Source organism: Candidatus Bathyarchaeia archaeon (assembly GCA_035935655.1).
Lineage (GTDB): Archaea > Thermoproteota > Bathyarchaeia > 40CM-2-53-6 > 40CM-2-53-6 > 40CM-2-53-6.
The window spans coordinates 1-12,714 of the sequence record DASYWW010000012.1 but is presented as its reverse complement, the minus strand read 5'-3'; the positions used below and the strand labels follow the sequence as shown (position 1 = coordinate 12,714).

Below are 12,714 nucleotides of genomic sequence, written 5' to 3'. Positions count from 1 at the left end.
TGTTTGGCGGATTGGCAAACTAGTTCTAATGGTCAGCCTCTTCCTAGCGCTCCTAGCAGGAAACGTGCACGCGTCAGGAATAACTCGCGTTCTAACCACCAGTTGTAGTGCGCTCGTACCCTCGGCAAATATGCTATTCAAAGACTTGGGGACGGTACTCTTCACTTGTGGCCCGAACCCAGCACTTAGAGTAAACATGTCCGGTTCTGCCACGCCGGGATTCCAGCTGCCCAAAGGCTACATTGTCTTGATGATTGTTCACCATGTTTCAGGCAGCCAGAAATGTGGACTGGGAATAATACTCCTGCCTGGTCACACTACCAGTTTTCCAACAATAGGCAATTTTGACTATTGCGCACTCTATTTTGGTCCACCAGGCACGGTCCTAGCCGCCTTTGCATTGTCATGGTCGCAAAGCTCCACAGAACGGGAGTAATGTTTCGAATTTGATTCCGGAAACTGTTTAGGACTACTAGGTTGACTCGTCCGGTCTTCGATTTCCGGTATCGTTATGTAATATCGTAATGGTTCTTTGGAGGCGACCCACAACCTGTAACGCTTTTCGAACGAGTCTAGATTGCCGTCAGTTCTGGAAGGGATTGGACTGTTGCTAAGGTTCTTTGCAATCCTTCACGCTCGGATTTGAGTCATAATCCAATCGACTACTTGCGAAATAAACTGGGGGTGGCTCTTCAAAAGAAACCTGATGTGCCAGGTTTTCCTGGCTCATCGTCCTTCTAACCTACCATGCGTGCTTTGGAAAGATAAGCGTTCTTGTCACGCTAAACCGACTATAGTGAAGGTCGATTTGGAAGCCCAAAATAGGCTCTTGTGATGCGTCTTATGATCCTATCTTATCCCATCCGCCCTTGAAGGACTCGTACTCCTTGGGCTCCAGCCAGTAGCTATGTTCTCCTTCCTTACCAACTTCATGGATCTTGCCTCGGATTTCATCGATTGTTGTAACGAATATTTCTGGGGTGGCTTCTAAGACGCGGCGACAGATGACCAGATAATCGGCAAGCAGGTTCTCTTTCTTGTTTCCCATTGGAACGGGATTTCTCTTGCTGAGTGCCTTAACCTGGATCGTGTGGCGCCGTTTGGCCTCTCGATCGTAGATTACTACGTCGATCCCCCTTGCATTTCTAGATGTAGGTAGGACGTTCCAGCCACGTTTTGATAGTTCGTAACAAACTAGGAAAAGCCCTGCATTTCCTACCACCTGATTGTCGGTCTTGTGGTCCTTGTCCAAGTCGTCTTCAAACGGTGTAAGTCTGCTGCCTGCCAATACGATCGGAAGTCAACGTACTAGATTGTTACCCTCTGAGCTTTCCTAGAATCTGCCGGTCGCGGCTTTCTTGACTCCCGAAGAAGAGGGAGGTTTCCGAAACCTACCTGTGCGCATGATTGGTCGCGCGTCTAGTCCGTCTGCTTCAAGCCCTTCAATTTTCCGTAGACGGGTACGAGGACGCTTGAGGGGAACGCAGCTAGTGCGGGCGACTCCTGTCATAGCCCATTATGTGACGAGATCGCCCAAATACCTTGCCTAAGCTCTCGCACTCGATTCGTGGAACACCAAACTGACCTAATCTGCTCTCTTCAACGCTGCTTTGGTAGCACAAATCGCGTCAGCGGCGTCGCCAACGCCACGAATCGATGATGGTAGTCGAAGATTTACGCATTGGAAGCTTACTGGATGTAAGCGTTCCACGGTTCACGTTCCGATTCGAAGACTGGTGGTCCACAAACGTGCATCAGCGGTTCACTGGAGAACTCGTATCCACACTTCGGACACATCTTCGATCTTGTCTCCACCGGTCGCGACTCCGATAGCCTGACGGTATGAGTGGATGCGAATCCGCATTCGGGACAGATCGAGAAGTTGTGGTAAACCCATAACCGAGCGGAACAATTTGGACAATGAGAAATCCTGCCAGTTAGCATCTTACTTCCTCCACTTCTTCAATTCGTCAAGTCCTGGAAGCGAATCGCTCGACGGTTGAAAATGAGTCGCGAAGAATCCTGCAATCCTTTCACGAAGGCCGAAGATCGCCAAGTCCACGATTAGCACCAAGCCGAGAATCACAAAAAACACGATCACCTGGAGAACCTCCGAGCTAGTCGGCTGATTGCTATTGTTACTCCTGTAAAGAGTGGAATCACAAGTGTCAAGACGTATCGAACGTCGAGTCCGAACACGAATGGAAAGATCGGGAGTCGTTCGTCAACCACGATCATTGAAGCATCTAATGCGAGAACTGAGCCAAATACAACGGTCACAATCTTCTCAGCCGATACGGTCCTCGATGCTCCCTGACCTTCACTGTACCCTTAATGGTTATGGTAACTAATAGGCATACATGTAACTATAGAATGATAGGGATCGTGACAGACTCTATGAACTATGGTCTAACCAATAAGGTCGAGAAGAGGCCTCTGAGAACAGTGCGAAAGGAGAAAGTTACGGTTGAGGTGTTCGTGGAAACCTGCCCTGAATGTGGCAAGACCTTCCGCGCTCAAAGTGAAAAGAGAGTCGAGTGGATGCTCCAGAGCCACAAAGCTCTCGTTCACATGATCGAGAAGACTTAGACTCGGTAAGAGTCCATGTCGGTTACTTGGACAGTTACGCCAACTCTTTGTTCTAAAGGGTATCTGGATCGCTGGCTGTATCGAAACGGTTGGATAGGGGTTAGTTTTGATGTTGAGGTTGAGACCCGCCGTTCTCCTCTTCTACCTCGTTCCATTATTTGTTGCAGCCTTTCTCGCAACGCTAGCCAGTGCTTCGATAGGCTCACTTTCAGGCTGGGGCTTTCCATTACAATGGAAAATCGGCGGATGCACTACAATCAACGGTGGGCTGACATGTGCTGCTGAGTATGACAATTGGCTCTTTCTCGCGGCTGATACACTGTTCTACACTCTTGTTGGATATGTTCTTCTCTACGCAGGGTATGTGGTTGCGCCTTCTACTGTCAAGCGTGTGGCTATTCTGAGCCCTAGGACTGTCCTGTTCAACACTCTCATCGCGTCCGTTTTCACCTTAGCCACGGGATGGCTCGGGACGGAACAGTTCGTAAGTCCGGGAGGATTTTCGGGGCAGAGCTACGGTTTTCCCCTCGCGTGGAAGACCACTCTTGCCAGCTGCCCTCCACCCTGTATTCAAGCCAACGGGACCAGATACGATTGGATCCTCCTCACAGGTGACCTTCTCTTCTACCTGACAGTAGGATATGGCATACTACTCTACGTGCTTCGATCGCGAGATCAACCACACACCTTCAAAGTGAAGCTAGAATCTGGGAGAGTTCTGGGGATCTTAGCGCTTGCAGTAATCGGCCTTTCCTGTGGCAATTACGCGTATGATTCTGTGTATGGTACTGGAAATCATTGGTCTGGGTATGGGATGCTAGTGCTTGACCACTATGGCTTTCGGAGCGCCAATCTACTAGTCGTCTGGTTGAAAGACGTCGGACCGGGAACTGCAACAGCAACCGGCATCTCCATCAAGAACGCAGACGGATCCGGGCCTGCAGCCTCCTATGCTCTCAACCTTACAATCGATCAGGGTTCCCTGGGAATGATCTCCGAAAACACGACGAGCCAAGGACTACAACTAGCTCAGAACGGCACGTACAATCTCCAGATTACCGAGTCACAGTTCAGAGAGTACACTTTCAGCGTCACCTGGACCTAGCGCTCGACTCAATCCCCGACGGGACCTATAAGAGGCACGAAACCGCGAGATATTCTCGGCGTAGCTTAGAATCAGATTGTTTGCTCTTGTGCAGACGAGTCCGATGCAAACTAGCTTGTCCATTGCATAGGATTGCTAATCGATGATCGTGCAAGTTCTTTCAAGAGTAAGTCTCTTGAACTCCGTGAGATGGTGAACTACTTAGAGCCTGAGCGTTCGGACTTTGCAGAAACGGAGGGCGATTTCTTCCCCTGTATTGCTTCCGCACTCTTCCCAGATAGAGTATCGGTGAATTTCTTAGTGGAGGCGCGGCGATCTTTCACTCTTACTACGGTTCCGTCTCGAGTCTTCCAACCAGTTCTAACCTCATGGATGCTGAATGAGACTCCGGCCATATCCTCGATTCCGCCCTTGGGCTCTTCGAGAAACGCATCCTCCACCAGACCCCGTGCAGTTTGAAGCGTTAGCCCTGTTCTCGTCCGCAAGAACCAGACAACCCAGGCCTTCGTCTTACCACTCTTAACCAGCCTCCTTATCGCCGCAAGCTTCTGCATCCTCCACTGAACACCCTTCTGCCCCTTCGGATCCAACAACGCCTCCAGATCATTCTGACTAGGAGGCGGCAACCGCTCCTCCCCACTCACGTCCAATCACTCTACCCCCAACCTACCCCAACCCCAGAATCTACAAACCACGTAACCACAACCACCCAACCACAGTACCAGAGAGACAGAGACACAGGGAGAGAGCAAGACACCCCGCACACACACGACCACGACCAACCAGAATTGCTCGGGCAGCAACACGCGCAATTCTATGGTGGTAGTAATTGTGCTTTGTTAATTGTTGGATTGTGGGGTTCAATCCCGGGATTTGGTGAGAAAGTGGTTGAGATGTGGTGTTTTGGCTTGGTTTTGGGCGATTCCTAGACACTATGGCTGGGAGCGTTTGTACTGTGGCTAAGGGGGGACGACGTAGTGCTTTTTCTGAATAATGCCGCCCGTCGAAGCCAATAGACAGGCCGAGATCAAGTAGTGTTTTTTTCGGCTATCTGTCGTTATCTTTGAGTGCTTTGACTCACCTTTTCGCGTCAGGATAGGATGAGCGTCAGGAAAGACGCGTCATCTCTAAGTTGTGTGCCTAGAATTATCTGAGAACGCCTTCACACAAAGCAGATTTTGACCGGTTCGGAAAACCCTAGTATTAATACGGGTAGGCGCCTTGTCTCCTGAAGTGGAGGCCAAAGTTGACGAGTTCTGTCACGGTCGCTGAAGAGAAGAAGACTAATGCTCAAGAGGAAATTCTGGGAGTGGAAAGAGAAGGTGTCGAGGCGATTCTTCGGAATGATGCAGAAGTCATCGGACAATTCCTATCGGACGATTGGATTTCTATCGACCATGATGGAAGCGTTATCACCAAATCGAATTTTCTTGATGCGATCACATCGGGTGATTTGAGCCATGAAGCGATGGAGTTCAGAGAACCTCGAGTACGCACCTACGGGAATTTTGCCATGGTTACAGGGTTGGCGACTAGCAAGGGCAAGCTTTTGGGACAGGAGTTCCGAGAGCGCGAGAGATATACGGATGTTTTCGTGAAGGAGAATGGACGATGGCAATGCGTGCTGACCCAGCTCAGCACTTTCATCGAGAAGTAGTCGAGTTATCCTGGAACAGCCTAATTTCGCTCAGGTTCAAGTAACGCCTCACTGGCCGATCAATTCTCGTTACTCAGTGGAGTGGCTTGGCTAGTAGATTACTGATGGAAGATAAGCTCCGCGGGGCTCGTTGTAAAGCCCAATGGTCATCAGTGTCATTTGCTGGTTGATTCTTAGTCCATTGTCCAGCAGCCACCGCATGAGTCCGAAATTCCTGCTTGGCACCAGAATGCCAGGATAGCCGAATGAATCGCTGTCTGAAATGAGGGCCATTATGTCTTCGTTGGATTCTCCGACCGAATGTCCGAACCAGCCCAGTCCAGTCGAGTAACCCGTGATTCTGTCCTCATTTCTAACAACTAGTCCGTTTCCATTCTTCGTAGCCTCTGATAATTCGCCGCCGCGATGATGTCCATGTATCTTACCGCAAAGTATGTTGCATTCTTCAAGGTCGGATTCCGTAGCTTTTCTCACTGTCCGGCCCCGAATTTTGTTTCTAATTGATGACGCCCACTGAAAATTGGACAAGGTTTCTCTCGTCTCGAATCCAAGCTTAGTGTACAGCGACAACGATCTCATGTGATAAGCGGCCTGGACGAGCCTGGTTCCTGGTGCACCCTTCGCGTTTGATCGACGTATTACATTCAGCATCAGTTCCCTCCCAACGTTCTTGTTCTGAATTGTCGGGTCAACCGTTATCGGGCCTACTCCAGTCACTGGGTTCCATTCATGAAGAAAATTGCTTCCTACCAGCTTCCCACGGTTTTCGGCGACGACAGAGTAGAAGAATTCCGGATGAGACAGTAAATAGTGAATTCCTCGTGTTGCGGCTTCTAGGTTCTGAAAATCACAGGTATATCCGTGCTTCTTGGAGATCGAGTCAAATGCAGCGTAGCAGATCTTTCCTAGTTCCTCAGCATCTTCAGGTCGACCGGGACGCATCTTGAGCTGTGAGGAAACAGGCTCTTGCACTTGCACTTTCAAAAGCCTCAGCCTGGTAAAATCGGCCGATATGTAATCATTTCTTATAAAATCCTGAGTGAAGTGAGCCGCGACGCAATCAGTAGCGCGAACTACTCGTACCTTTGCGGTCGATTGACGTCTGTTGCTCATTGAACAAGCTATACTCCAAACACTACACGCGCATGCTTATTGAATGCCGTTCGCCAGGAACCACGTAGGTTGTTGAAGTACGGCTCCTACAAGGCGTGTCAGGTAGATAGAGCAATCGCAGGATTGATCAAGACATAAGCTCTGATGCAACATCTTAAATGTGAACTTCGAGTCTGAGAAAGGTGAAAATACATGAGAACAATCTTGAAAGGACTTCTTCTCGTACTCGTGGGCTTCTTGGCAGTGCTTGTACCGATAGCTCCAGCAGTGGCTGCAGGTAAGCATAATGAAATGGAACTACGCTTTCTAGTCGGGACGGGGCAAATATGTAGTCTTGCTCCCGACGCATGCCCTGACGTGTCCAAAGCGGCGAATGGTGACACCATCTCACTAGCCGGCCAGGGAACGATATCGACCGGCGATGATGAAGGTGGGGCGGGAGACGCTACGGGTCATGGCACGTTTATCCACATGAAGGCAGACGGTAGCGTCCTTGCGCAGGGAACTTGGAAGGCGACCCGGCTCCTTAGCTTCACCCCCTACGGCAGTGGAAGCGTTCAGGGACTTCCGGCTAACTTTCAGGGCGGACTTGCAAAGATTGGCATTACCCTCAGAGCCAACCTTGGAGATCGAACGACCGTTCTACACGGCATCCTCGCGGTAGACTGTGTACTTGGTCATCCTCCATCGACAGACAAGGAAGGTGTGACTCTGACCGTACCAAATCTGATTACCTTCGACACAAAAGTGAGCGGTTTCACCCTCTTCATCGCTGACAATAACGATTGACCTCCGGGTTAAGATCTGAACTCAACTGACCGCGAGCCGCCCAAGCCCGACGAAAATACCCTCTTTTCTTGAGTTCTGACAGACTCAGCTCCGCAGACCGCGGTTGGGATCTCTATCAGCGACGGCCCTTAGTCGTTCCGAGAATGATTTCTTGAATGGAGAAAACTCTGTTGGTGGCTTTGAAAAACCATCGCTGTCTCGCCAGCCAATCTGGTTAGATACTAAGAAAGTTGCAGACTAATGAAGAACTCCCTGCTCGCGCATCGAAAAGCTTCAGGATTCATGTTCCGATTTATGGCGGACCTCCGCGGGGTTCGGTTCGTGCTATTGGTACTATTTTGTGGGGGTTCGTTCGTCTGCGAACGATCAGGTCATGATAGTTCTTGATTGAAGTGACTCGGCCCTGCTTTCCTTTGTAGCTTGACACCCACTTCTGGAAGCAGGCCTCTCGGTCGAAAATGTGGGTTGCTTCACATTCTACCCAGACCCTGCCTGCCTCACCAGGCATCTCCACGACGTGCAGAACCGCATCCTTTGGCTCCAAGCCAGCGATCTTCCTATCAAGTATCAGCAGCTTTGTAAGCTTGCCACATACAGGACATCGCGCCTCCGCCTCAAGGTCTCCGGTGAGTCCGCTTAGCAATATGTCAGCTCCGCATCGGACGTATTCGCGTTTGCCTTCCCGAGGCGCTCTCTGCCACTGCAGCCGGTATAGAGTGGGGGTTCGGGAGAGTCCGACGGTTGTTTGAGTCGTATGTCTTTCGTTCAGTTCTGAATCCTCGCTATTCTACGTTTGGACAAACTCAACGACTTTGCAACATATAATTAGCCTCTGAGGCAGATCCCAAAAAAAGAGGGGGAAATTTTCACGGGCAAGACCACTCTAGGTAGTTCTAGTCGTACCTGCGTATGTAGGCTTTGTAGCTCGCTGTACCTTTCTCCTCGTCGAATTGACCTTCCCAGAGACCGAATGCTGTGTTGAGCCACTTGTACCGGTTATCAGTTGTCGAGAACTGGGCGGTCATGGCGAGTCGCCAGCGCTTCGCAAACGACGGGTCAGCTCCGCGCAACCCATAGCCCCTGGTGTCGAAAAGGATCTTCGCGCCGTCCTCGGTTTCTATCACTCCGCCATCACTCTCCTTGCAAAGGTGTTGGCCCGGTCCCGGGTCAACGCCGGCTTGTACGAGTAGGTAGGCGCAGTCCTGAGCGAAGAACGACATCTTGATTCTACCCTGGATAATGTCGCCCTTAACGGTTCCGACACCGTTTACGATGAAGACGCCTTCCCTGTCCCTCGCTGAGACGAAGGGTTTTCCGTCGGGCGAGGCTTTCAAGTCGAAGTCAAAGGCGTGCTCTAGTCCATTGTGTTCAGCTGGAGTTACGCTTTTCGTCTGACTGATTGTTTGGGTCATTTTCGTAATTAGTAATGTATCACTCTATCGGATTGGTCTTGCACCGCATGGATACGGCAGTTTTTATACGGTCGACTTGGCTCTTGCTAGCAGCATTGAAGCGTCTAACTCTGGAGTTTCCGTATCAGGAACTGTGGCGTAGAGTATTCGGGCCGAATTACGATAGGGTGGAAATTCTGGAAGCGGTGAAGAGTCTCAAGTGCGATTTCGAAGGGCTGGCTGTTATCTGCCGGATTCGGTTCAGAGACAAGAGGATGAAAGCGACCGATCTGGTTGGGAAGGGAGCGATTCGAAGCGTTGAAACTCTCTACAAAGACAACGATGGGTCTCTGACCGTTTTCGTTGAGGGGAGGCCAGTCGTCCACGCTCCAAAACAAATGCATGCAGGAAACCTCAACAGAACCCGTCCTCATCTAGTTGCTGCCGGCCCTCCTGAATTCGTGGACAGAGATAGGATGAGGGTACGGCTTCTCTGCCGGGATGAAGAAGTGCCTAGGATTCTCGACTTCTATGAAAGAACCCATCTGCCTCATACGCTGGTCGAAGTATCTCGCTTCGAATCGGTATCGGACTCAGACCTATCTAGGTTAACCGCGAAACAACGACAAGCTCTCCTAGCGGCTTACAGTCTGGGCTATTACGATGTACCGAGGAGAATTTCCTCAGAGCAGTTGGCGAAGCGGCTCAACGTGGGGACTTCTACTTACGCCGAACATCTAAGAAAAGCCGAGAGAGGATTGCTCTCCAGTGTCCTTTCGCGATAAACCCGACCATCGATGGGTCATGATCGACAAGCAGTTGATCTAGCGGAAGCGAAGAGGCGTCTAGGCTATTCTGTGCAACAGCTGAGTTGTCCGACGTCTTTGTAGAATGACTGCGCTGCCAGTTTGACTCCTTCTGACAGGGTCGGAAATACGTGGACTGTATCGATTATGTTGTCGATACTGAGTTTGAACTTCACAGCCAATACTCCCTCGTGAATGAGGTCTGCTGCGTGTGGGGCGACCATGTGGAGGCCAAGGATCTGCTTTGTCTCTCTGTTGATAACTAGCTTCACAACGCCGCGGGTCTCGCCGATGATCCTGGCTTTCGGGACAGTATCGAGAGGAAGTATGGTGCAGGAGCATTTTATTCCTCGTTCCTCCGCCTGAGCCTCTGTCAACCCGACACTTGCGACCTCAGGATATGTGAAAACCGCGGAGGGGACTTCATTGAAGGCGATTTTCTTCTTCTCTTGTCCGAATGCGTTACCGACTGCAACTGCGCCCTCTTTTGCAGCAATAGTCTCCAGCATTGGCTCGCCAATCACATCACCTGCGGCCCAGACGTGCGGGGCGGAAGTCTGCATCTCATCATTAACAACGACGAAGCCATGCTCGTCTGTCTTCACTCCTGCATTCGGCAGGTCAAGATGGTTCGTGTTAGGAGTCCTTCCTGTCGCAAAGAGCAACTGTTCACACGTTACGTTGAACACTTTCCCATCGACATATGCATTGATGATCTTTCGATTGCCCTTCTCGCCCACCCAGTTGAGCGTCACGTCGGTGTGAATCGTTATGCCCCTTTCCTCAAGGTGCTCCGTTAGAACATCAGAGACTTCGGGCTCACCATCCGGCAGAATTCTGACACTCCTCTGCAAGACCGTGACATCAGTTCCCAGCTGAGCATACATTTGCGCAAACTCTAGTCCCAAAGCTCTTCCGCCCACAACGCACATGGACTCGGGAAGTTCTGTGAGACTCAAGGCTTCTTCATTTGTTAGATAGTCGATCTTTTCGATTCCCTTCACCTTTGGCAGATTCGGCCTCGCACCGGTCGCGATCAGGAATTTGTCTGCGGTCAATGTCTTGTCTCTGACCTTCACCTCGTTCTTTGATACGAATCTTCCAAGTCCTTTGTAGTATGTCACCTGTTTGAGATTTTTCAGGACGTTGGCATATTTCTCTCTCCGGAATCTTCTTACGAGCTCGTCTTTCTGCTGGATCACTTGTCTGAAGTTCAGCTTTCCTTTGCCGTAGTGTATCCCTTCGAATGAATTGTCTGATGCATCGTGGAAGAGTGTGCCGACGGTGATTAGTCTCTTGCTGGGAACGCATCCGACATTGACGCAGGTGCCTCCAACTACTGTTCCCTTCGTGGCATTGCTGCCGACCATGGCAGTCTTCACTCCAAGATCGTTCGCCTTTATCGCAGCGGCAAACGCCGCAGATCCCTGACCAAGAATTACCAGCTCATATCCCGTAGACATCAACATCACCGCTTGTTCTCATCTCGTGCGTTCATAAAGAGCGACGACTGGTCTTACTGAAGTCGGTCAGCAGCCTCGGCATTGTCCCTTCTCGACGGAATGAACGTGTAGGAGCGACTATTGCCTATATTATGAAGCGCATTTTCTCTAGCGTGCTAAAATGGTCTGTGAGCCCACAAGATGCTTTCAGGGCAGAAGTCATCAGTTTCTTGTTTCTGCCGGTTCTCTGTAGGATTCGTCTCCCCAACCGGTAATAGAAATTGCTCTCTGTCGTCGTAAGTCGTGCAGTTCGTTCAGCTCCAATTTGGATGAACCTGGCTTGTCTTCGCCTGTCCTTCTCGTAACTTTTGAGTGCTTTCTTGGTGAAGTCATTCAGCTCAAAGCATTTCTCAATTGTATTTGCGAGGGATACAGCGTCTTGCAATGACAAGTTCGCTCCTTGGGCCCATGAAGGGTCGAGGGCGTGAACAGCATCTCCGAGCAGCGCAATCCGGTCCGCAACCCAACTCTTTACATCAACCCTTCTAGAGGAACTATCGGCGACGTCTTCCCAGGACCTAAGATTGCCAAGCGCGCCGGAAACGTCGGGTTCAATTTTGGCAAGTCGTTTCTTGAACCATTCCAACCCTCGGGACTTGAACTCTCTGACAGTTCTGCTCGGATGGTAATAGAAGATGTAGGTCGACTCCGGTGTTGGAAAGAATCCCGCCATCTCACCTCGAGCGAAATACTGCCTCGCTTCATCTCGAAGCGAGGACACGGCTCCGGCAAGCATAAAGAAAAAATGGTCGGAATATTCTTTGACGCGGACAGGCGTTCCGATTTCCTTCCTCACCATGGAGTCTACGCCGTCGGCCCCGACAACGAGTCTCCCTGAGAAGTTAATGCGAGAGCCGTTTTTTTCTGCGCCCACAAGGACTCTGTCAGACTTGTCAGGTACTAAATCGCGAAAGAACGTTGACGCGCAGATAACCCCGTCCCTCTTGGAAAACTCGTCTCGAAGCACGAGCTCCAGCTCGCTGGGGATTATCGTCAACAAATAGTTGTGAGGATGGTCTAGAACAGAGTAGTCAAGGATGGCCAGCGGCTTTCCCCCTATCTCCTTCCATGCAACCCGAGTGGTTTTGGACCCTATGCCGACAACTCGATCCAGAAGATCCAGGTCTCTTAGTGCGGCTAACCCATTCAGCTGGAGAGTCAGTCCTCGTTTGGATCTAGGCACTGCAGGTTTGGCCTCAAGTATACACGTTTTTCGTTTGTTGTGGGTGAGGGCGCAACCCAAGGCGAGACCGCCTATTCCCCCACCGACAATTACAACGTCATAGTCGTCCACAGACATCGGGCCTTGCATCTCCAAATTGTCAAAGTTTGGCGCGTCTTATGTATCAAGACGCTTTCCGAACTCCAGTGCGGCTCGGAAGCTGGGAATGGTCGTGTCGCTCTTCTCCTCCTTGGGACAATCCCTCTTCCTCTCTCTGGTCCAGTCGTTCTTGTTCTTTCTTTGGTCAGGGCCTCATCTTCTGGCCCTTTGCCATCATCTATCTAACGAGAAAATGTAGCGCTGGAAATGTTTGAGAATTACAATCCACCTCTCTCTGGCATCCTAAGCTTACGCTCCCTATTCCTCATGGAGTTCGTGGTACGATTCAACAGCTTCTTTCGCCACGAATCCGAGTATAACCGCCGTCGCCAAATAATCAGCCCACCAGAGCCCCAAGAAATATTCTGCAAGAAGCCCACCGAGCAGAGCTACGGCCATAAAGAGGCAGGTCACGGACTCTATGGCATCAATCGAGAGAGA

Annotated in this window: 15 protein-coding genes; 6 read left to right on the top strand and 9 right to left on the bottom strand. The window is 50.6% G+C overall.

Translation table 11 applies throughout. The annotated features are described in order from the left end of the window. Window positions 1–28 precede the first annotated feature (28 nt). Window positions 29–436: a hypothetical protein gene (locus VGS11_01045; protein ID HEV2118684.1), complete on the top strand. Its 408-nt coding sequence runs from the start codon at window positions 29–31 to the stop codon at window positions 434–436. 405 nt (window positions 437–841) lie between these two features. On the opposite strand, the gene VGS11_01040 is transcribed toward VGS11_01045, so the two are convergent. Then, the gene (locus VGS11_01040; GenBank protein ID HEV2118683.1) at window positions 842–1,288 is read right to left on the bottom strand and encodes a hypothetical protein; all 447 of its coding nucleotides are present in this window, start codon (window positions 1,286–1,288) and stop codon (window positions 842–844) included. Between the two features lie 809 nt (window positions 1,289–2,097). Beyond that, the gene (locus tag VGS11_01035) at window positions 2,098–2,280 is read right to left on the bottom strand and encodes a hypothetical protein (protein HEV2118682.1); all 183 of its coding nucleotides are present in this window, start codon (window positions 2,278–2,280) and stop codon (window positions 2,098–2,100) included. Between the two features lie 105 nt (window positions 2,281–2,385). On the opposite strand from VGS11_01035, the gene VGS11_01030 reads away from it, so the two are divergent. Beyond that, window positions 2,386–2,589 (top strand): hypothetical protein, encoded by a 204-nt coding sequence (locus VGS11_01030; GenBank protein HEV2118681.1) that lies wholly within the window; start codon window positions 2,386–2,388, stop codon window positions 2,587–2,589. 106 nt (window positions 2,590–2,695) lie between these two features. Beyond that, window positions 2,696–3,694, top strand: a complete 999-nt coding sequence (locus VGS11_01025) for a hypothetical protein (protein HEV2118680.1) — start codon at window positions 2,696–2,698, stop codon at window positions 3,692–3,694. Window positions 3,695–3,891: 197 nt separating this feature from the next. On the opposite strand, the gene VGS11_01020 is transcribed toward VGS11_01025, so the two are convergent. Then, the gene (locus VGS11_01020) at window positions 3,892–4,338 is read right to left on the bottom strand and encodes a hypothetical protein (protein ID HEV2118679.1); all 447 of its coding nucleotides are present in this window, start codon (window positions 4,336–4,338) and stop codon (window positions 3,892–3,894) included. Window positions 4,339–4,940: 602 nt separating this feature from the next. Between VGS11_01020 and VGS11_01015 the strand changes: the two genes are divergently transcribed. Beyond that, entirely contained in the window at window positions 4,941–5,351 is a 411-nt protein-coding gene (locus VGS11_01015; GenBank protein ID HEV2118678.1) for a nuclear transport factor 2 family protein, read from the top strand. A 90-nt stretch (window positions 5,352–5,441) separates the two neighbouring features. Here the strand turns inward: VGS11_01015 and VGS11_01010 are convergent, their stop codons facing one another. Further along, window positions 5,442–6,329 (bottom strand): GNAT family N-acetyltransferase, encoded by an 888-nt coding sequence (locus VGS11_01010; protein HEV2118677.1) that lies wholly within the window; start codon window positions 6,327–6,329, stop codon window positions 5,442–5,444. A 327-nt stretch (window positions 6,330–6,656) separates the two neighbouring features. Between VGS11_01010 and VGS11_01005 the strand changes: the two genes are divergently transcribed. Then, entirely contained in the window at window positions 6,657–7,253 is a 597-nt protein-coding gene (locus VGS11_01005; GenBank protein ID HEV2118676.1) for a hypothetical protein, read from the top strand. Between the two features lie 292 nt (window positions 7,254–7,545). Here VGS11_01005 and merB read toward each other — a convergent pair whose 3' ends face one another. After that, window positions 7,546–8,022 (bottom strand): organomercurial lyase, encoded by a 477-nt coding sequence (merB, locus tag VGS11_01000; GenBank protein ID HEV2118675.1) that lies wholly within the window; start codon window positions 8,020–8,022, stop codon window positions 7,546–7,548. A gap of 124 nt (window positions 8,023–8,146) precedes the next feature. Further along, window positions 8,147–8,665, bottom strand: a complete 519-nt coding sequence (locus VGS11_00995; protein HEV2118674.1) for a DUF3237 family protein — start codon at window positions 8,663–8,665, stop codon at window positions 8,147–8,149. Window positions 8,666–8,760: 95 nt separating this feature from the next. Here VGS11_00995 and VGS11_00990 point away from each other — a divergent pair, with 95 nt between their 5' ends. Next, window positions 8,761–9,429, top strand: a complete 669-nt coding sequence (locus VGS11_00990) for a helix-turn-helix domain-containing protein (GenBank protein HEV2118673.1) — start codon at window positions 8,761–8,763, stop codon at window positions 9,427–9,429. A 65-nt stretch (window positions 9,430–9,494) separates the two neighbouring features. Here VGS11_00990 and merA read toward each other — a convergent pair whose 3' ends face one another. The 3 genes from merA to VGS11_00975 all read right to left on the bottom strand — a co-directional run. Then, window positions 9,495–10,913, bottom strand: coding sequence for a mercury(II) reductase (gene merA, locus VGS11_00985; protein ID HEV2118672.1), 1,419 nt, complete (start codon window positions 10,911–10,913; stop codon window positions 9,495–9,497). 124 nt (window positions 10,914–11,037) lie between these two features. Beyond that, window positions 11,038–12,264, bottom strand: a complete 1,227-nt coding sequence (locus VGS11_00980; protein HEV2118671.1) for an NAD(P)/FAD-dependent oxidoreductase — start codon at window positions 12,262–12,264, stop codon at window positions 11,038–11,040. 267 nt (window positions 12,265–12,531) lie between these two features. After that, window positions 12,532–12,714: hypothetical protein (locus VGS11_00975; GenBank protein ID HEV2118670.1), on the bottom strand; the 183-nt coding region annotated here is incomplete at its 5' end.

What these genes read in the sequence shown, in the direction of transcription:
- VGS11_01045 (HEV2118684.1), top strand. Translation starts at nt 29, where the DNA reads ATGGTCAGCCTCTTCCTAGCGCTCCTAGCAGGAAACGTGCACGCGTCA.
- VGS11_01005 (HEV2118676.1), top strand. Translation starts at nt 6,657, where the DNA reads ATGAGAACAATCTTGAAAGGACTTCTTCTCGTACTCGTGGGCTTCTTG.
- VGS11_00995 (HEV2118674.1), bottom strand. Translation starts at nt 8,665, where the DNA reads ATGACCCAAACAATCAGTCAGACGAAAAGCGTAACTCCAGCTGAACAC.
- merA (HEV2118672.1), bottom strand. Translation starts at nt 10,913, where the DNA reads ATGTCTACGGGATATGAGCTGGTAATTCTTGGTCAGGGATCTGCGGCG.
- VGS11_00980 (HEV2118671.1), bottom strand. Translation starts at nt 12,264, where the DNA reads ATGCAAGGCCCGATGTCTGTGGACGACTATGACGTTGTAATTGTCGGT.